The sequence below is a fragment of the Pseudomonas sp. ANT_J28 genome (assembly GCF_008370005.1).
GTDB lineage: Bacteria > Pseudomonadota > Gammaproteobacteria > Pseudomonadales > Pseudomonadaceae > Aquipseudomonas > Aquipseudomonas frigoris.
Genome location: NZ_VOBM01000013.1, coordinates 43,634 through 63,378, shown reverse-complemented (window position 1 = coordinate 63,378; position 19,745 = coordinate 43,634). Strand labels below are relative to the sequence as shown.

Sequence of the window (19,745 nt, the reverse complement as noted above, 5' to 3'; positions counted from 1 at the left end):
AAAAAATAAATTCAGAAAAACAAAAACCGGGGCACTTGGCCCCGGCTTCCGTCAACGGAACGCTTAAACGCGTTCGAAGACGGTGGAGATGCCTTGGCCGAGACCAATGCACATGGTGGCTACCCCGAAGGTGCCGCCATTTTGCTTCATCACGTTCAACAGAGTGCCGGAGATACGTGCACCGGAGCAACCGAATGGGTGACCCAGGGCAATCGCGCCGCCGTGCAGGTTAACCTTCTCGTTCATCTTGTCGAGCACTTTCAAATCTTTCAGCACTGGCAGGGCCTGTGCGGCGAAAGCTTCGTTGAGCTCGAAGAAGTCGATATCGTTAATGCCAAGACCCGCGCGCTTCAGTGCTTTTTGTGTGGCCGGTACTGGACCATAGCCCATGATTGCCGGGTCTACACCTGCCACCGCCATCGAACGAATCACCGCCATAGGCTGAATGCCCAGGTCCTGTGCACGCTGCGCCGACATCACGATCATGCACGAAGCACCATCAGTGATTTGCGACGAAGTACCGGCTGTCACGGTGCCGCCCTTGGGGTTGAACGCTGGCTTCAGAGCCGCCAGGCTTTCCAGGGTAGTTTCCGGACGAATGGTTTCGTCGTAGTTGAACAGTTTCAGGAAACCGTTCTCGTCGTAGCCCTGCATCGGGATGATTTCGTCTTTGAACTTGCCTTCCAGTGTCGCCTTGTGAGCGAGTTGGTGGGAGCGCACGCCGAAAGCGTCCTGTTGCTCGCGAGTGATGCCGTGCATTTTGCCCAGCATTTCAGCGGTCAGGCCCATCATGCCCGAGGCTTTCGCCGCGTACAGAGACATGTGCGGGTTCGGATCGACACCGTGCATCATGCTGACGTGACCCATATGCTCGACGCCGCCAACCACGAACACGTCACCGTTGCCGGTCATGATCGCTTGCGCAGCAGTGTGCAGAGCACTCATCGACGAACCACACAGACGGCTGACGGTCTGGCCGGCAGCGGTGTGCGGGATCTGAGTCATCAGGGACGCCATGCGGGCGATGTTCCAGCCCTGCTCCAGGGTCTGGTTCACGCAGCCCCAGATCACGTCTTCGACTTCGCTCGGATCAACCTTGACGTTGCGTTCCAGCAGTTTACTGATCAGGTGCGCCGACATGTCTTCGGCGCGGGTGTTGCGGTGCATGCCGCCCTTGGAGCGGCCCATCGGAGTACGACCGAAGTCGACAATCACGACGTCTCTAGGATTCAAGCTCATATATTCACTCTCACTCTAGTTGGGGGCGCTTAACCGAAGAACCGCTGGCCGGTTTTGGCCATTTCACGCAGTTTTGCGGTCGGGTGGTACAGCGCACCCAAATCAGCGTACTGGTCAGCCAGGGCAACGAACTCTGCAACACCGATCGAATCGATGTAGCGCAGCGCACCGCCACGGAATGGAGGGAAACCAATACCGTAGACCAGACCCATGTCGGCTTCGGCAGCGGTTTCGACAATGCCGTCTTCCAGGCAACGCACGGTTTCCAGGCACAGCGGGATCATCATCCAGTTGATGATGTCTTCGTCGGTGACTTCGCGCTGCTCGAAAACGATCGGCTTGAGCACTTCCAGCACCGACGGATCGGCCACTTTCTTCTGCTTGCCGCGCTTGTCGGTCTCGTAGGCATAGAAGCCCTTGCCGTTCTTCTGGCCCAGGCGCTTGGCTTCGTAAAGCACGTCGATGGCCGAACGACGGTCGTCTTTCATGCGGTCCGGGAAGCCTTCAGCCATCACGTCGCGACCGTGGTGGCCGGTGTCGATGCCGACCACGTCCATCAGGTATGCCGGACCCATTGGCCAGCCGAATTTTTCCATGACCTTGTCAATACGGACAAAGTCCACACCGGCGCTGACCAGTTTGGCGAAACCGCCGAAGTACGGAAACAGCACGCGGTTGACCAGGAAGCCCGGGCAGTCGTTGACGACGATCGGGTTCTTGCCCATTTTCTTGGCGTAGGCAACGGTGGTGGCAACTGCCAGCTCGCTGGACTTCTCGCCACGGATCACTTCTACCAACGGCATCATGTGCACCGGGTTGAAGAAGTGCATGCCGACGAAGTTTTCCGGACGTTTGAGGGCTTTCGCCAGCAAGGTGATGGAAATGGTCGAGGTGTTGGACGCGAGGATGGTGTCCTCTTTGACCTTGTCTTCGACTTCGGCCAGAACGGCTTGCTTGACCTTGGGGTTCTCCACGACCGCTTCAACCACCAGGTCGACGTGACCAAAATCACCGTAGGACAGGGTCGGACGAATGCCATTGAGCACTTCAGCCATTTTCGCCGGGGTCATGCGACCTTTATCAACGCGGCCCACCAGCAATTTGGCAGCTTCGGCCAGGCCTTGCTCGATGCCGTGCTCGTTGATGTCTTTCATCAGGATCGGCGTGCCTTTGGAAGCCGACTGATAAGCGATACCGCCACCCATGATGCCAGCGCCCAATACGGCAGCCTGCTTCACGTCTTTGGCAATTTCGTCGTAGGCCTTGGCCTTTTTCTTCAGCTCCTGATCGTTCAGGAACAGACCGATCAAGCTCTGCGCGGCAGAGGTCTTGGCCAGTTTGACGAAACCGTTGGCTTCGACTTCCAGCGCCTTGTCGCGACCGAAGTTCGCGGCTTTCTGGATAGTTTTGATCGCTTCGACCGGTGCCGGGTAGTTCGGGCCCGCTTGACCGGCCACGAAACCTTTGGCGGTTTCGAACGACATCATTTGTTCGATGGCGTTGAGCTTGAGCTTTTCGAGCTTCGGCTGACGCTTGGCCTTGTAGTCGAACTCGCCGGAGATGGCGCGCTTGATCAGCTCCAGAGCAGCTTCCTGCAGTTTCTCAGGGGCAACCACTGCGTCGACTGCGCCAACTTTCAGCGCGTCTTCAGGACGGTTTTCCTTGCCGGCAGCAATCCATTCGATGGCGTTGTCGGCGCCGATGATGCGCGGCAGGCGCACGGTACCGCCGAAGCCCGGGTAGATGCCCAGCTTGACTTCCGGCAGACCGATCTTGGCTTTGGTGGACATGACGCGGTAGTCCGCCGCCAGGCACATTTCCAGACCGCCACCCAGGGCAATGCCGTTGATCGCGGCGACAGTCGGGACGTTGAGGTCTTCGAAATCGCTGAAAATCTTGTTGGCTTCCAGGTTGCCAGCAACAAGCTCTGCATCAGGCAGCTTGAAGTTCTCGACAAATTCGGTGATGTCGGCGCCGACGATGAACACGTCCTTGCCACTGCTGACGATCACACCCTTGATCGAAGCATCTGCCTTGATGGTGTCTACGGCCTGACGCAGTTCGTTCAGGGTTAGACGGTTGAACTTGTTGACGGACTCACCCTTGAGGTCGAATTTCAGTTCGACGATGCCACTTTCAAGAGCCTTAACCGTGATGGCTTTACCTTCGTAAATCATCAACTGATCTCCACGATATGGAAGCTGAACAGTACACGTCGGACGCAGGCGAATGGCTCGGCAGGGACGTTTAACGTCAATGCTACGCCCATCCACCCGGCACACCCGCCAACGCGATAGTCGGGATTCTGTAGGAGCGGTCTGTAATACAAACGCTCAATTCATACGCCCGTTTGATTTGGGTACGTTACCTTCACGGAATTTCCGACAATTGTCAATCGCCCAAAATACGGGTTGAAACGCGACTTTCCGGTCATTTCCGTAACACGAAGAGTTACAACACGCGGCTGCATGTGACGCCATTCATAGGGTCAATAGTTAGAAAAGTCGCCCTAATTCGCTGCAGCCTTTGTTTAACAAGCTACGCTGGCGGGATCTTGAGGAAAAAACTTGAACGCTTTTGGTGAATGCCCAGCGTAAGATCAGCGGCACACAGAATTACCGGCCTGCCTGGCCAACTCCAGCCCGATGATGATGTCGGGCTTTTTATTGCCTGTCTGCCAGACGTTTCGCGCCATTGCGGCGCGAAATTTCCGCGATTTATGCCAGCGCTTTCAGCACCGCATCAATATCCTGCAAAACCGTCGCTTCGCCCTTCTCACCCCAATACAACGTGATCATCTGCTTGTCTGCTTCGACCTTGTAAACGTTGTCTGGCAACTTTTCGAAATGAATCAGCATCGCCGGATCCTCGCAGACCTCCTGCCACTGATTGACCCACACACCCGGCGCTTTTTGCCAGTAACTCCAGCACGCCGGCCGATTGCCACGCCGTGGTCGATGGTACTGAGCGCAAGGGCTCGGCGGCTCCTGGCTCAGCCAGTGCGGCCAGTCCTGAGGCGCCAGTTGCATCGCTAATCCGATGCGTCGCGCCTCCATGCGCAGGGCCATGCGGCCGCTCTGGTGGCGCGACGGTCGCAACCATGCCAGCGGACTCAGTACCACCAACATGATTGACACCACTATCCAGACCGTCATATGTGTACTCCCGATTCTTGATGAGCGCATTGAGTCACTTTGAAACCAATGCGCTTGAAACCAGCCATACTTACCAATATTGCAATCCTCAGGAGGAGCACCTCATGCCCTACAACCACATTCTGGTCGCTGTAGATCTAACCGAAGAGTGCGATCCTGTAATCCACCGTGCTCGCGAACTGTCGGTGAGCAATGGGGCGAAATTGTCCCTGGTGCACATTGTCGAGCCGATGGCCATGGCCTTTGGCGGCGATGTGCCCATGGACCTGTCACAACTGCAACAACAGCAGTTCGATCAGGCCAAGGAACGCCTGGACCGACTGATCGTGAAGTATCCGGAACTCTCCAAGGAATACAGCCACCTGACCTACGGCCAGCCACGCCAGGAGATCCACCACCTGGCCAAGGAACAAACCTGCGACCTGATCGTGGTGGGCAGCCATGGCCGACATGGCCTGGCATTGCTGCTGGGTTCCACCGCCAATGACGTGCTGCATGGTGCGCCCTGTGATGTGCTCGCGGTGCGCCTGATCAAAAGCTGAAACGCATATCCCCTGTGGGAGCGGGCTTGCTCGCGAAAGCGGTGTAACAGTCAGCATATTTGTTGAATGTTAAGCAGCTTTCGCGAGCAAGCCCGCTCCCACATTGGATTTACGCCAGCTCTGTAGATCGCATCCCATACCAAAAGCCCGGCGCTCATCACTGAACGCCGGGCTTTTTTATAGCAGGATCAATCAGGCATCCAGCTCGGCCCAGCGCTCGACCATTACGTCGAGCTCAGCCTGCAACTGCTCCAACTGAGCGATCACCGCAGCGGTCTCGGCAGCAGGACGCTGATAGAAACCGGCATCGGCCATTTGCGCCTCAACGGTAACGATCTGCTTCTCCATGGCTTCGATCTGACCCGGCAACATTTCCAGCTCACGCTGCAACTTGTAGCTGAGCTTCTTCTTCGCCACCGGCGCTTCGACTACAGAAGCGACTGGCGCAGCTTCGGCCGTCACGACAGCGGAGGTCAGGTCGGCTTTGCCGGACTTGCTCTCGGTCACGCCCAACAGGCGCGGCGAGCCGCCCTGACGCAGCCAGTCCTGATAACCACCGACGTATTCGCGAACCTTGCCTTCACCTTCGAAGACCAGGGTGCTGGTGACCACGTTGTCGAGGAATGCCCGGTCGTGGCTGACCATCAGCACGGTGCCGTTGAAGGTCAGCAAGACCTCTTCCAGCAACTCGAGGGTTTCGACGTCGAGGTCGTTGGTCGGTTCATCGAGGACCAGCAGGTTCGCCGGCTTGCTGAACAGTTTCGCCAACAACAGACGCGCACGTTCACCACCTGACAGCGCCTTCACCGGCGTGCGGGCACGCTGCGGGCTGAACAGGAAGTCGCCGAGGTAGCTCAGCACGTGGCGGCTCTGACCATCGATATCGATGAAGTCGCGACCTTCTGCGACGTTGTCGATTACAGTCTTTTCCAGGTCCAGCTGATGGCGCAACTGGTCGAAGTAGGCCACGTCGATGCGCGTCCCCTCTTCGACTGTGCCGCTGGTTGGCTGCAGACCGCTGAGCATCAGCTTCAGCAGTGTGGTTTTACCAGTACCATTGGCGCCCAGCAGACCAATTCGGTCGCCGCGCTGCAGGACCATCGAGAAGTCCTTGATCAGGAACGGGCCGCCTGGGTGAGCGAAGCTCACGTTCTCGAGAACCATGACCTGCTTGCCGGACTTGTCAGCGGTATCCAGTTGGATGTTGGCCTTGCCGGTGCGCTCACGACGCTCGCTACGCTCGTTGCGCAGGGCTTTGAGGGCGCGGACGCGGCCTTCGTTACGGGTGCGGCGAGCCTTGATGCCCTGGCGGATCCAGACTTCTTCCTGGGCCAGTTTTTTGTCGAACAGCGCGTTGGCGGTGTCTTCAGCGGCCAGCGAGGCCTCTTTGTGCACGAGGAAGCTGGCGTAGTCGCCGTTCCAGTCGATAAGGCCACCGCGATCCAGTTCGAGAATGCGGGTCGCGAGGTTCTGCAGGAATGAACGGTCGTGCGTGATGAACAGCACAGCGCCCTGGAAATCCTTCAGCGCTTCTTCGAGCCAGGCAATTGCACCGATGTCCAGGTGGTTGGTCGGTTCGTCGAGCAGCAGCAGATCGGGTTCGGAAACCAGAGCCTGAGCCAGCAGGACGCGACGACGCCAGCCGCCGGACAACTCGGCGAGGGTCTTGTCGGCCGGCAACTGCAGACGGCTCAACGTGCTGTCGACCAATTGCTGCAAACGCCAGCCGTCACGGGCTTCGAGGTCGTGCTGGACGTGCATCAGTTTGTCCAGGTCGGCGTCGGTGACGATGTTCTGGCTCAGGTGGTGATACTGCGCGAGCAGCTCGCCGACACCGTCCAGACCTTCGGCCACCACGTCGAACACGGTCCGCTCGTCGGCTACCGGCAATTCTTGCGGCAATTCGCCAATCTTGAGCCCAGGTGCGCGCCAAACGGAGCCTTCATCAGGCTTCTGGTCGCCCTTGACGAGCTTCATCATGCTGGACTTGCCAGTGCCATTGCGGCCGATGATGCACACCCGCTCACCACGGGCGATCTGCCAGGACACCTTGTCCAACAACGGCATAGCGCCGAAAGCAAGGGACACATCGCTGAATTTGAGCAGGGTCATGAGCTTCTCCAAAAACCGGGCGCGCATTCTACCTGACTTGAGGCTTCAGAAGGCCGGCAATTTCACCTTCGCGACACTCTGCATGACAAATGTTGCGAACTGATGCTGACAGGCCGGCAAAGCTTTCGCCCGCTGCTGGCAAAAGGCTAAGCTACAGACAATTCAGCGCGGGCATTGCCCGCGCTTGTCATGATTTCTCTGCCCGGACGTCTCATGCGCAGTCGCCTTTTCAGTCTTTTATCCTGCTTTCTTCTTTCTGCCACTGCCGTTCAAACCGCCCAGGCGGTGGACCTGTCCACCCAGCGCCAGTATTACGATGAAGCCAAGCGTGCCCTCGCCAAGGGGGATACCGGTCCTTATTTCCGTTACAGCCAGGCCCTCAGCGATTACCCGCTGGAGCCGTACCTGGCGTATGACGAACTGACCGCTCGTCTTAAGACCGCGAGCAATGCCGAAATCGAGAAATTCCTCGCCGAGCACGGTGACCTGCCCCAGGCCAACTGGATGAAGTTGCGCTGGTTGCGTTGGCTGGCCGAACGCGGCGACTGGGCGACCTTCGTCAAGTACTACGACCCCAAGCTCAATTTCACCGAACTGGACTGCCTGAACGCGCAGTATCAGATCGGGAATAACCAGAAAGCCGAAGGTTACGCCAACGCCAATAAACTCTGGCTGACCGGCAAATCCCAACCCGCCGCGTGCGATGCGCTGTTCGGGCAATGGGCTGCCGAAGGCCAGTTGACCGAGCAAAAACGCTGGGAGCGCACCAAACTAGCCGCCCAGGCGCGCAACTATCCGCTGGCCAACAGCCTGGTAAACGGCCTGACCACCCTCGCCCCTCGTGGTCGTTTGCTGATTGATGTGGCGCAGAAACCCGAACTGCTCAACCAACCGTCGCGCTTCACCCCCGCCGATGAACCGATGTCCGACGTGGTCAGCCTTGGCCTGCGACGCCTGGCAAGCCAGGATCCGGACAAGGCCATGGACCTGCTCGACGGTTATGCCAGCAGCATGCACTTCTCCCGTGATGAAAAAGTGGCCATCGCCCGTGAAATCGGCTTGACCCTCGCCAAGCGTTTCGACCCTCGCGCGCTGGACATGATGACCAAGTACGACCCGGAGCTGCGTGACAACACCGTGTCCGAATGGCGCCTGCGTTTGCTGCTGCGCCTGGCCCGCTGGGACGACGCCTATCAGCTGACTCGCCGCTTGCCGCAGGATCTGGCGACCACCAACCGCTGGCGCTACTGGCAGGCCCGCAGCCTGGAACTGGCGCAGCCGCAGAACCCGGAAGCGCAAGCGCTCTACAAGAACCTGGCTCGAGAGCGAGATTTCTATGGCTTCCTCGCCGCTGATCGTTCGCAATCACCTTATTCGCTGGTCAACAAACCCTTGGTATTGAGCCAGGCGCTGATCAACAAGGTCCGCAATACCCCAGGCGTGCGTCGGGCGCTTGAGTTTCACGCTCGCGGACAGATCGTCGATGGTCGCCGCGAGTGGTACCACGTCAGCCGCCACTTCAGCCGCGACGAAATGGTCGCCCAGGCGAAACTGGCCTACGACCTGAAATGGTATTTCCCGGCGATCCGCACCATCAGTCAGGCGCAGTACTGGGACGACCTGGACATCCGCTTCCCGATGGCCCACCGCGAAACCCTGGTGCGTGAAGCCAAGGTTCGTGGCCTGCATTCGAGCTGGGTATTCGCTATCACCCGCCAGGAAAGTGCTTTCATGGACGACGCCCGTTCCGGCGTCGGCGCCAGCGGCCTGATGCAACTGATGCCCGGCACCGCCAAGGAAACTGCGCGCAAGTTCAGCATTCCACTGGCCTCGCCGCAGCAAGTGCTCGATCCGGACAAAAACATCCAGCTCGGTGCCGCTTACCTGAGCCAGGTCCACAGCCAGTTCAACGGCAACCGCGTCCTCGCCTCTGCCGCCTATAACGCCGGCCCGGGTCGCGTGCGTCAGTGGCTGCGCGGGGCGGACCACCTGAGCTTCGACGTCTGGGTGGAAAGCATCCCGTTCGACGAAACCCGCCAGTACGTGCAAAACGTGCTGTCGTACTCGGTGATCTATGGCCAGAAGCTCAACTCACCGCAACCGCTGGTGGATTGGCATGAGCGCTACTTTGACGATCAATGAGCCTGCTTTGAAGCACTGACAAAAATGCCCGCATCGATTGATGCGGGTATTTTTTATGGTGCTCTACTTGATCGGTTACTTAGTCGGTTACTTGGTCGGTTGGGGCATGGTGCCCATCACTGAACTGCAACGCTGCCAACCGCGCATACAACGCGTTGCTCGCAATCAATTCCTGATGCGTGCCCACCGCTACCAGTTTCCCCTGATCCATCACCGCGATCCGGTCAGCGTTTTTCACCGTCGCCAGCCGGTGGGCGATGACCAGCGTGGTGCGGTTTTTCATCAGGCTCGGCAGGGCTTGCTGGATCAGGTGTTCGCTCTGGGCGTCAAGGGCGCTGGTGGCTTCGTCCAGTAGCAGAATCGGCGCGTCCACCAGCAATGCGCGGGCGATGGCCAGGCGTTGGCGTTGGCCACCGGACAAACCGAGGCCTCCGTCACCAAGGTGGGTCTGGTAGCCGTTGGGCATTTGTTCGATGAAGTCGTGGGCGTAAGCGATTTTCGCCGCTTCCTGGACCTGAGCAAGGGTTGCTGTCGGATTGCCGTAGCGGATGTTCTCTTCGATACTGCCAAAGAACAGCGCCGGGGATTGCGAGACCAGGGCGAAGCAGCGGCGCAGGTCCAACGGATCGAGTTGAGTCAGCGGCACGCCATCGAGCAAGATGCGTCCTTCGGCCGGGTCGTAAAAGCGCAGCAGCAAGTCATACACGGTCGACTTACCGGCACCAGAGGGCCCGACCAACGCGAGGGTTTCACCGGCATTGATCGTCAGATTCAAACCATCGACCGCATAGCTTTCGGGACGCGACGGGTAGGAAAAGCGCACGTCTTGCAGCACCAGGTCACCCTTCACCCGTTCAGGCAAGGTCACCAGGCCAGTAGTCGGTGACTGGATAATGTTTTCTGAGCGCAGCAACTCGGCAATCCGCTCGGCGGCGCCGGCGGCACGCTGCAGTTCGCCAATCACTTCGCTCAACGTGCCGAATGCGCTGCCGACGATCAGGCTGTAAAACACAAACGCCGCCAGCTCGCCCGCGGAAATCCGCCCGGCGATGACATCCATTCCGCCAACCCAGAGCATCACCCCGACGGCGCCAAGCACCAGTACGATCACCAGGGTAATCAGCCAGGCTCGCTGGAAGATCCGCTTGCGAGCGGTGTTGAAGGCCTCCTCCACCGTGGCGGCAAAGCGCTGCTCGTCCTGGACCTGATGGTTGTAGGCCTGCACGGTTTTGATCTGGCCCAGGGTTTCGGAAACATAGCTGCCGATATCGGCAATCCGGTCCTGGCTCAGGCGTGACAGGCTACGCACCCGACGGCCGAAGATCAGGATCGGCGCGATCACCAACGGCAACGCGACCACCACGATGCTCGTGAGCTTGGGATTGGTGATAAACAACAGTACGATCCCGCCGATCACCATCAATAGATTGCGCAAAAACAGCGACAGCGAAGAGCCGATCACCGATTGCAGCAGCGTGGTGTCAGCGGTCAACCGCGACTGGATCTCGGAGCTGCGGTTGTCTTCGTAGAATCCTGGGTGCAGGTAGATCAGATGGTTGAACACCCGACGGCGGATGTCCGCGACAACGCGTTCGCCGATCCATGAGACCAGGTAAAAACGCGCGAAGGTGCCAATCGCCAGCCCGACCACCAGCAACATAAACAAGCCGATGGACTGGTTGAGCAAATGCGGCGACTGGGTCATGAAACCCTGATCCACCAGCAGGCGAATCCCCTGCCCCATGGACAAGGTGATGCCCGCCGTGACAATCAATGCGAGCAAGGCACCGACGGCCGGCCAGCGATAAGGCGCGATGAAACGCAGGGCCAGGCGCATGGCGCGCCGTTGACGGGAAGAGAGGATGGAGATCATTCGATGGCGCAACCAGTAGGGTTTGACGCGATCAAGCCTACACCGGTCGATGGGCTTGAACGCTGTAAATCATAATGAGTCAGGTTAAATATGACCGCAAAGCCTAGGCCCTAGACGGTATTGGTCTAAAGTCCGGGTGGCAACGCAGCCGTATTTCTGATCGACTGATGTTGCCGCCCTGGAAAGATCGCAGGGAGTTGTCACAGCCCGGTCACCTGGCGGTTCTATAGTAAGCACACAACCTGATGAGGAGACAGGCCATGTCCTTGCAAAACAGCAGCGAAGACAAGATTGAAGTGATCCGCACACAGCCAGACCAGTCTCTGGGTTGCTCGATTATCGATAAGGATGGGCGCGAAGTACCGATCACTGAAGGCATGATCCAGGACGCTTGCCGCGAACTGGAAAAGCGATTGGTCAAGCCTGCCGAACAAAAGTGATATAGCCACCGTCTTCTTGACCCGGCCTCTGATGGCCGGGTTTTTTATGGCTGCCTTTTGAGGGTGCTGCGCACTCAATCGGGGTTCAGACAGCCGAAGCCCCCAACGCCACAACGATCTTCTGCAACTCAGGCGAATCCCCCTCGATCCGCACCTGCAACCCATCAATCTCACGCCGCAACGGATAATGTTTGCGCAGTGCATCGAACGCTGCACGCTGCTCATTCACATTGCCTACAAGGCTGCGACGGAAATCCGCATCATCACGGCGCGGGTCGTACACGCCACGGCACAACATGGCCAGCGACCAGGCCGGATCGCTGCCAGCGTTCAAGGTCACTTGCGACAACCAGGGTGCGGGCAGCAAATCGCTCAAGCTGATCCGGGCCGCTTGCCCGAGAAAATCGCAATAGGCCTGATAAATCTGCGCTGTCCCACGCTGTCTGCCGTCGAGGCTGTAACCGGCAATGTGCGGCGTCGCCAGCACACAGAGTTCGGCCAGTGCCACATCGACCTCAGGCTCACCTTCCCAGACATCCAGCACTGCTTGCAGGTCTTCGCGTTGCAGCAGCACCTGGCGCAGCGCGGCATTGTCCACCACCGGGCCACGACTGGCGTTGATCAGCCAGGTGCCGGGTTTGAGCTGGCTCAAACGGTTTTTATCGAGCAGATGCCAGGTCAACTGGGCGCCGTGTTTCTTCAACGGCGTGTGCAGACTGATGACATCGCACTGCTCGATGATCTGTTCGAGGCTGACGTAATCGCCACCTTCAGCGGCTTGTCTTGGCGGATCGCAGACCAGCACATTCCAGCCCAGACCTTGCAGAACCTTGACCAACCGGCCGCCCACTTCACCGGCACCGACGATGCCGTAGGTGCGTTGAGTCAGGTCGGCGCCTTCGATTTCGGCCAGGGTCAGCAGACTGCCGAGCACATAGTCGACCACGCCCCGGGCGTTGCAGCCGGGTGCGCTGGACCAGGTGATGCCGGCCCGCTGAAAGTAATCCAGATCCAGGTGATCCGTGCCGATGGTGCAGGTGCCGACAAAGCGTACCTTGCTGCCTTCGAGCAACGCGCGGTTAACGTTGGTCACCGAGCGCACCAGCAGCACATCAGCCTGTTCGACGGTGGCGCGGTCAATGGAACGTCCCGGCACCCGGCGGATTTCACCGAAACCTTCGAAGAAGGCATCGAGCAGCGGGATATTTTCGTCGGCAACAATCAGCATGGCAGGCTCCTTTGGCGGATCGGCAGTGTAGGCGGAGATGGAGGGGATGGGCCACTGGGGATGCAGAAACATTCAAAATCCGATTACAAATCCACAACACAGGACTTTTCCTGACCACTGCGTCAGGGCGTAGAATGCGCCGCCTTGCGCATCAACATCTTTGGACGTTTCGCCCTTGAATTCCGTGACTGACCGCCCCGCCGCTATTTCCCTCACCCGTCCGGCCCGGGTTCGCCTGGAGCTGAAAAACCTGCTCGGCCTGGCCTTGCCGATCATGATCGCGCAACTGGCGACCACTGCCATGGGCTTCGTCGATGCGGTGATGGCCGGCCGCGTCGGGCCAAGGGATCTGGCGGCGGTGGCGCTGGGCAACTCGATCTGGGTGCCGGTGTTTCTGTTGATGACCGGCACGCTGCTGGCTACTACTCCGAAAGTCGCCCAGCGTTTCGGCGCCGGCACCCACAGCGAGATTGGCCCGATCGTGCGCCAGGCACTGTGGCTGGCCTTGGTGGTGGGCTTGATGGCGACCGGCATGTTGTTCAGCGCCGAACCGATTCTGCACTTCATGAAGGTCGATCCCGAACTGATCGGCCCGTGCATGCAATACCTGCATGGCATCGCCAGCGGTTTGCCCGCCGTTGCGTTCTACCATGTGCTGCGCTGCTTCAGTGACGGCCTGGGGCGTACGCGTCCGGCCATGGTGTTGGGTCTGTGCGGGCTGGCGCTGAACATTCCGCTGAACTACGTCTTCATCTATGGCCACTTCGGTGTGCCGGCCATGGGCGGTGTCGGTTGCGGCTGGGCCACGGCGATCGTGATGTGGGTGATGGCGCTGGGCATGGCCGGGTGGGAGCGCTGGGCGCCGGCGTATCAGTCGAGTGAGTTGTTCAGCCGTTTCGACTGGCCGCAGTGGTCGGTGATCAAACGCCTGCTGGGCATCGGCCTGCCAATCGGCATCGCGGTGTTCGCCGAGTCGAGCATCTTCGCGGTGATTGCGCTGCTGATCGGCAGCCTCGGCGCCACCGTAGTGGCCGGGCATCAGATCGCGTTGAACTTCAGCTCGCTGGTATTCATGATCCCCTACTCCCTGGGCATGGCCGTCACCGTACGCGTCGGCCAGGCACTCGGCCGTCAGGAGCCGCGCGAGGCCCGCTTCGCCGCCGGTGTCGGCATGGGCACGGCGCTGGCCTATGCGTGCGTTTCCGCGAGCATGATGCTGTTGCTGCGTGAACACATCGCAACCATCTACACGGCTGATCCTACGGTGATTCAGGTCGCGGCGATGCTGATTGTGTATTCGGCGCTGTTCCAGTTTTCCGATGCGATCCAGGTCACCGCAGCCGGCGCGTTGCGCGGCTATCAGGACACTCGGGTGACGATGATCCTGACGCTGTTCGCTTACTGGGGGATTGGTTTGCCGGTGGGTTACGCACTGGGCCTGACCGATTGGTTCGGCGCGCCGAGCGGCCCGAGCGGGCTGTGGCAGGGTTTGATCGTGGGCTTGAGTTGCGCGGCACTGATGCTGTCGATCCGCCTGACGCGCAGTGCACGCAAGCGGATTCGCATCAGCCATTCGGCGGGTTAAACGAGTTTCTTGCGGATCCAGTAGAGGTAGGTGCCTGCCTCTTCGTGCTGCGCCACCAGTTCGTGGTCGAGAAACACACAGAACTTGGGAATATCGCGACGGGTCGACGGGTCTGTGGCGATCACCTTCAGCAGGCCGCCGGGCACCAGATCACGGATGTGCTGGTGCAGCATCATCACCGGTTCCGGGCAGTTGAGGCCGGTGGCGTCGAGGGTGCCGTCTACCGGCCTATCAATCATTTCACTCATGATTCACTCCTGAAACTTGCCGGCATTGTCGCGCATTGCCGGGTGTTCGGTCATCTGTGTCGTACACCGGACCTGTGGGAGCGGGCTTGCTCGCGAAGACGGGCTGACATTCAACATTGATGTCGACTGACCCACCGTATTCGCGAGCAAGCCCGCTCCCACATTGGTCCGCGTAAATCAGCGGGACTTGGGTTTCTTCACGTCGATCCGGCGCAGGTGGCACGTCACTTCTTCACGGTCGTGGTACAGCTGCTTGCAGCCGATCTCGACCCGAATGCCGCGTTCCTTGAACCCGTCGGCAATGCGTTCCAGCAAGCGCTTCACTTCGGCGTAACGCTGTTTCATCGGCAGCTTGAGGTTGACCACCGCTTCGCGGCAATGCCCCTCGCCAATCCATTCTTCCAGCATTGCGGCGTTGCGCGCCGGTTTCTCGACGATGTCGCAGACCATCCAGTCCACCGGTTGCTTGGGCTTGAAGGTGAAACCGTCGGCCATCAAGTGTTGCACCAGACCGGTGTCCATCAGGCTTTCGGCCATCGGGCCGTTGTCGATCGCCGTCACCAGCATGCCGCGGTTGACCAGTTGCCAGGTCCAGCCGCCGGGTGCGGCGCCGAGGTCGACGCCGGTCATGTCGCTGTGCAGACGCTCATCCCACTGATCGCGCGGGATGAAGTGGTGCCAGGCTTCTTCCAGCTTCAGGGTCGAACGGCTCGGCGCCTCTCGTGGGAACTTAAGCCGCGGAATGCCCATCGGCCACATCGCCGAGTTATTCGACTCGGCCAGCCCCATGAACACTTCGCGGCCACTTTTGAAGGTCAGCAGCAGGCGCGGTTTGTGGGCATCTTCAACCAGTTTGCCAGCGGCCATCAGCGCCTTGCGCAGGTGGCCTTCGAACTTCTTGCAGAAGTTCGACAGTTCCTTGCCATCGTTGGTGTCGACCATTTCCAGCCACAGGCTGCCGCACAGCGGGAAGTCCGCCATGTGCGCGAGGATCACGCTGATGCGGTCGGTTTCCGGCAGATCGATGAAGATCCCGCGAGCCCACTGGCGCGGGAAGATCAGATCGGCGAAACGCTGGCCACGCATCAGACGCTCGGCGCCGTCTTCTTCGGTGCAGATGAATTCGGCGCAGGCGCTGGCGGTCTTGGCCTTGGCATAACCGGCCACGTTCAGCCGCGCGGCATGTTCGGAAATCTCGGAACAGACTTCGCTTTCGAAGCCCGGCCGGCAATGCATAAAGAGGGTGTTCATTCTTACTCCTGGGCAGATGGCGAGAAATTCAACCACTGCGCGATGCCCAGACTTGCGTTGAAGCAAAGCCTGTCACGAAAACGGGCGCATGATAGCCGAGTTCGGAACCTTGGACTTGGCCATAGAGTCCAGTAATTAGCCTTAAGCACCAAACAGGACTAGGTTTAAACCTCTGTTCGTTCCCTCAGTCCGTAGCCGTGCGGACTCAAAGGAGTCATTTCAATGCCGTCCCTCGATAGCCTGAACACCCTTAAAACCCTGCAAGTCGACGACAAGACCTACCACTATTTCAGTCTGCCCGACGCTGCCAAGAGCTTGGGCGACCTGGACAAGCTGCCAATGTCGTTGAAAGTGCTGCTGGAAAACCTGCTGCGCTGGGAAGATGAAAAAACCGTCACCGGCGCCGATCTCAGGGCGATTGCCGCCTGGCTCAAGGAACGTCGCTCCGACCGTGAAATTCAGTACCGTCCCGCGCGGGTATTAATGCAGGACTTTACCGGCGTTCCCGCCGTGGTCGACCTGGCCGCCATGCGTGCCGCGATGGCGAAGGCTGGCGGCGACCCGCAGCGAATCAATCCGCTCTCCCCCGTGGATCTGGTGATCGACCACTCGGTGATGGTCGACAAATTCGCCAGCGCCAGCGCCTTCGAACAGAACGTCGACATCGAAATGCAGCGCAACGGTGAACGTTATGCGTTCCTGCGCTGGGGTCAAAGCGCCTTCGACAATTTCAGCGTGGTACCGCCGGGCACCGGCATCTGCCACCAGGTCAATCTCGAATACCTGGGCCGCACGGTCTGGACCAAGGACGAGGACGGGCGCACGTATGCCTTCCCGGACACCCTGGTCGGCACCGACTCCCACACCACCATGATCAACGGCCTCGGCGTGCTCGGCTGGGGCGTCGGCGGGATCGAAGCGGAAGCGGCGATGCTTGGCCAACCGGTGTCGATGCTGATCCCGGAAGTGATCGGCTTCAAACTCACCGGCAAGCTCAAGGAAGGCATCACCGCCACCGACCTGGTGCTCACCGTCACCCAGATGCTGCGCAAGAAAGGCGTGGTCGGCAAATTCGTCGAGTTCTACGGCGACGGCCTCGCCGACCTGCCACTGGCCGACCGCGCGACCATCGCCAACATGGCCCCGGAGTACGGCGCCACCTGCGGCTTCTTCCCGGTGGACGATATCACCCTGGACTACCTGCGTTTATCCGGCCGCCCCAGCGAGACCGTGAAACTGGTCGAGGCGTACAGCAAAGCCCAGGGCCTGTGGCGCCTGCCGGGCCAGGAACCGGCGTTCACCGACAGCCTGGCGCTGGACATGGGTAGCGTCGAAGCCAGCCTTGCAGGGCCAAAACGCCCTCAGGACCGGGTATCGCTGCCGAACGTCGCGCAAGCGTTCAGTGACTTCGTCGACCTGCAATTCAAACCCACCAGCAAGGAAGTCGGTCGTCTCGAAAGTGAAGGCGGCGGTGGCGTCGCGGTGGGCAATGCCGATCTGGCTGGTGAAGCCGACTACGAATACGACGGTCAGATTTATCGATTGAAAAACGGCGCGGTGGTGATCGCGGCGATTACCTCCTGCACCAACACCTCCAACCCGAGCGTGATGATGGCCGCCGGCCTGGTGGCGAAGAAAGCCGTGGAGAAAGGCCTCAAGCGCAAACCGTGGGTCAAGAGTTCGCTGGCCCCAGGCTCGAAAGTGGTCACCGACTACTACAAGGCTGCCGGCCTGACTCAATACCTTGATGAACTGGGTTTTGCCCTGGTCGGCTACGGCTGCACCACGTGTATCGGCAACTCCGGGCCATTGGCGGAGCCGATCGAAAAAGCCATTCAGGCCGCCGACCTGACCGTCGCCTCGGTGCTGTCAGGCAACCGCAACTTCGAAGGTCGCGTGCATCCGCTGGTGAAAACCAACTGGCTGGCCTCCCCGCCGCTGGTCGTCGCTTATGCGTTGGCCGGTACGGTGCGCATCGACATCAGCAGCGAGCCTTTGGGTACCGACAAAGAGGGCAATCTGGTGTATCTACGGGACATCTGGCCAAGCACCAAAGAGATCACCGACGCGGTGAACCAGGTCAACACCGCGATGTTCCACAAGGAATACGCCGAAGTGTTTGCCGGCGACGAGCAATGGCAGGCGATTGAAGTGCCGCAAGCGGCGACGTATGTCTGGCAGGACGATTCGACTTACATCCAGCATCCACCGTTCTTCGATGACATCGGTGGGCCACCGCCGGTGGTCAAGGACGTCGCCGGTGCCAGAGTCCTCGCATTGCTCGGCGATTCGGTAACCACCGACCACATCTCCCCGGCCGGCAACATCAAGGCCGACAGCCCCGCAGGCCATTACTTGCGCGAGAAAGGCGTGGAACCACGGGACTTCAACTCCTACGGCTCCCGTCGCGGCAACCACCAAGTGATGATGCGCGGCACCTTTGCCAACATCCGCATTCGTAACGAGATGCTCGGCGGCGAAGAAGGCGGCAATACGATTTACATTCCCACCGGGGAGAGGATGCCGATTTACGATGCGGCGATGCGTTATCAAGCCTCGGGCACGCCGCTGGTGGTGATTGCCGGGCAAGAATATGGCACCGGATCGAGTCGTGACTGGGCGGCCAAGGGCACCAATCTGCTGGGGGTCAAAGCGGTCATTGCGGAAAGTTTCGAACGGATTCACCGTTCCAATCTGGTGGGCATGGGCGTGTTGCCATTGCAGTTCAAGCTGGATCAGAACCGCAAGAGCCTGAACCTGACCGGTAAGGAGACACTGGATATTCTGGGTTTGACCGGCGTCGAGCTGACGCCGCGGATGAACTTGACGCTAGTGATCACCCGTGAAGACGGCAGCCACGAGAAAGTCGAGGTGTTGTGCCGGATCGATACCCTTAATGAGGTGGAGTACTTCAAATCGGGGGGCATTTTGCATTACGTGTTGCGACAGTTGATTGCGTCGTAACCGGCCGCTGACACAAGCACCGCCTTCGGGCGGTGTTTTCGTTTGAGTCCCGAGTGTCCTTATAATCACGCGCCTATTTGGCATTGTTCAAAAGTATGTGCCCCACACAAAACCACTGTGGGAGCGAGTCAACCCGCAACACTCCGGACACAAGGACTTTCAATGCTTGCTCTGCCATGGAACTACCTGGCCCTGCTCTCCCTCGGCTATGGTTTGGCACTGACCTACGGTCACCTCGGCTGGCTGGCCGGGATATCCGTCGCGCTGCTGCTGGTCGCCGGTTTCGCCGTGCGCCAGCAAAAGGTTCACGCCGGCCGCTACCTCGGTCACGGGTTGTTCATTGTCCTGGTCCTGGCACTGGCGATGCACTGGCTTCCCGGTTTCTACAATGGTCGTGGTATTGCCCCTCAGCGATTCACCGACGATGCCGTGCCGTTTTTCATGTACCTGAATCAGGACAAACCCCTGATCGGGTTCTGGCTATTGCTGGCTTGCCCATGGATTGTCGGCCGGCATTCGCTGCGCCTTTCCATCCATGCCACCGCGCTGGGGCTGACGTTGAGTGCCGTGCTGGCCTTGGGTGGCGCGCTGTTGCTGGGCGTGATCAGCTGGGCACCGAAGTGGCCGGATCAAGCCTGGCTGTGGCTGGTTAACAATCTGCTGCTGGTGACCCTGATCGAGGAAGCGCTATTTCGCGGCTACATCCAGGGCGGTCTGACCCGGCACTTCAAAGAACTGCCCTACGGTGAAAACCTTGCCCTGCTCCTCGCCTCGCTGCTGTTCGGCCTGGTGCATGTGGGCGCAGGCTGGCAATGGGTGTTGCTGGCGAGTCTGGCGGGTGTCGGCTATGGTCTGGCCTACCGTTTTGGTGGCTTGGGTGCGGCCATCGCCACCCATTTCGGCCTGAACCTGCTGCATTTCGGCCTGTTCACTTATCCGATGCTTGCCGGCTGACGCAAGGGTCGT

The 19,745-nt window shown here is 59.6% G+C and carries 14 protein-coding genes; 6 read left to right on the top strand and 8 right to left on the bottom strand.

Translation table 11 applies throughout. The features are described from left to right. Window positions 1-63 precede the first annotated feature (63 nt). The 3 genes from fadA to FQ187_RS11405 all read right to left on the bottom strand — a co-directional run bounded on the left by fadA (window position 64) and on the right by FQ187_RS11405 (window position 4,394). A complete protein-coding gene (gene fadA / locus FQ187_RS11415; RefSeq protein ID WP_149629538.1) occupies window positions 64-1,239 on the bottom strand; it encodes an acetyl-CoA C-acyltransferase FadA in 1,176 nt (391 codons plus the stop codon). A 29-nt stretch (window positions 1,240-1,268) separates the two neighbouring features. Continuing rightward, window positions 1,269-3,416 (bottom strand): fatty acid oxidation complex subunit alpha FadB, encoded by a 2,148-nt coding sequence (gene fadB / locus FQ187_RS11410; protein WP_149629537.1) that lies wholly within the window; start codon window positions 3,414-3,416, stop codon window positions 1,269-1,271. Window positions 3,417-3,956: 540 nt separating this feature from the next. Further along, entirely contained in the window at window positions 3,957-4,394 is a 438-nt protein-coding gene (locus FQ187_RS11405) for a hypothetical protein (protein WP_149629536.1), read from the bottom strand. A 104-nt stretch (window positions 4,395-4,498) separates the two neighbouring features. On the opposite strand from FQ187_RS11405, the gene FQ187_RS11400 reads away from it, so the two are divergent. Continuing rightward, on the top strand, window positions 4,499-4,936 hold the full coding sequence (locus FQ187_RS11400) for a universal stress protein (RefSeq protein WP_008151425.1): 438 nt from the start codon (window positions 4,499-4,501) through the stop codon (window positions 4,934-4,936). Window positions 4,937-5,128: 192 nt separating this feature from the next. Here the strand turns inward: FQ187_RS11400 and FQ187_RS11395 are convergent, their stop codons facing one another. After that, the gene (locus tag FQ187_RS11395) at window positions 5,129-7,048 is read right to left on the bottom strand and encodes an ATP-binding cassette domain-containing protein (protein WP_149629535.1); all 1,920 of its coding nucleotides are present in this window, start codon (window positions 7,046-7,048) and stop codon (window positions 5,129-5,131) included. A 213-nt stretch (window positions 7,049-7,261) separates the two neighbouring features. Between FQ187_RS11395 and FQ187_RS11390 the strand changes: the two genes are divergently transcribed. Continuing rightward, window positions 7,262-9,190 carry a transglycosylase SLT domain-containing protein gene (locus tag FQ187_RS11390; RefSeq protein WP_149629534.1) on the top strand — a complete coding sequence of 643 codons (1,929 nt, stop codon included), beginning with the start codon at window positions 7,262-7,264 and terminating at the stop codon, window positions 9,188-9,190. A gap of 79 nt (window positions 9,191-9,269) precedes the next feature. Here the strand turns inward: FQ187_RS11390 and FQ187_RS11385 are convergent, their stop codons facing one another. Continuing rightward, a complete protein-coding gene (locus FQ187_RS11385) occupies window positions 9,270-11,063 on the bottom strand; it encodes an ABC transporter transmembrane domain-containing protein (protein ID WP_178122707.1) in 1,794 nt (597 codons plus the stop codon). 260 nt (window positions 11,064-11,323) lie between these two features. On the opposite strand from FQ187_RS11385, the gene FQ187_RS11380 reads away from it, so the two are divergent. Further along, window positions 11,324-11,503, top strand: coding sequence for a PA1571 family protein (locus tag FQ187_RS11380; RefSeq protein ID WP_033061931.1), 180 nt, complete (start codon window positions 11,324-11,326; stop codon window positions 11,501-11,503). 85 nt (window positions 11,504-11,588) lie between these two features. Here the strand turns inward: FQ187_RS11380 and pdxB are convergent, their stop codons facing one another. Further along, window positions 11,589-12,731, bottom strand: coding sequence for a 4-phosphoerythronate dehydrogenase PdxB (pdxB, locus tag FQ187_RS11375; protein WP_149629533.1), 1,143 nt, complete (start codon window positions 12,729-12,731; stop codon window positions 11,589-11,591). Between the two features lie 175 nt (window positions 12,732-12,906). Between pdxB and FQ187_RS11370 the strand changes: the two genes are divergently transcribed. Next, window positions 12,907-14,316 (top strand): MATE family efflux transporter, encoded by a 1,410-nt coding sequence (locus FQ187_RS11370; RefSeq protein ID WP_149629532.1) that lies wholly within the window; start codon window positions 12,907-12,909, stop codon window positions 14,314-14,316. Here FQ187_RS11370 and tusA read toward each other — a convergent pair. Both tusA and rlmM read right to left on the bottom strand, forming a co-directional pair. Then, window positions 14,313-14,564 (bottom strand): sulfurtransferase TusA, encoded by a 252-nt coding sequence (gene tusA / locus FQ187_RS11365; RefSeq protein ID WP_149629531.1) that lies wholly within the window; start codon window positions 14,562-14,564, stop codon window positions 14,313-14,315. The two genes, FQ187_RS11370 and tusA, sit on opposite strands and share 4 nt — an antisense overlap. Before the next feature lie 177 nt (window positions 14,565-14,741). Continuing rightward, window positions 14,742-15,815: a 23S rRNA (cytidine(2498)-2'-O)-methyltransferase RlmM gene (rlmM, locus tag FQ187_RS11355; protein ID WP_033055643.1), complete on the bottom strand. Its 1,074-nt coding sequence runs from the start codon at window positions 15,813-15,815 to the stop codon at window positions 14,742-14,744. 222 nt (window positions 15,816-16,037) lie between these two features. On the opposite strand from rlmM, the gene acnA reads away from it, so the two are divergent. Continuing rightward, the gene (gene acnA / locus FQ187_RS11350; RefSeq protein WP_149629530.1) at window positions 16,038-18,779 is read left to right on the top strand and encodes an aconitate hydratase AcnA; all 2,742 of its coding nucleotides are present in this window, start codon (window positions 16,038-16,040) and stop codon (window positions 18,777-18,779) included. A 162-nt stretch (window positions 18,780-18,941) separates the two neighbouring features. Next, window positions 18,942-19,733, top strand: a complete 792-nt coding sequence (locus FQ187_RS11345) for a CPBP family intramembrane glutamic endopeptidase (protein ID WP_149629529.1) — start codon at window positions 18,942-18,944, stop codon at window positions 19,731-19,733. Window positions 19,734-19,745: the final 12 nt, after the last annotated feature.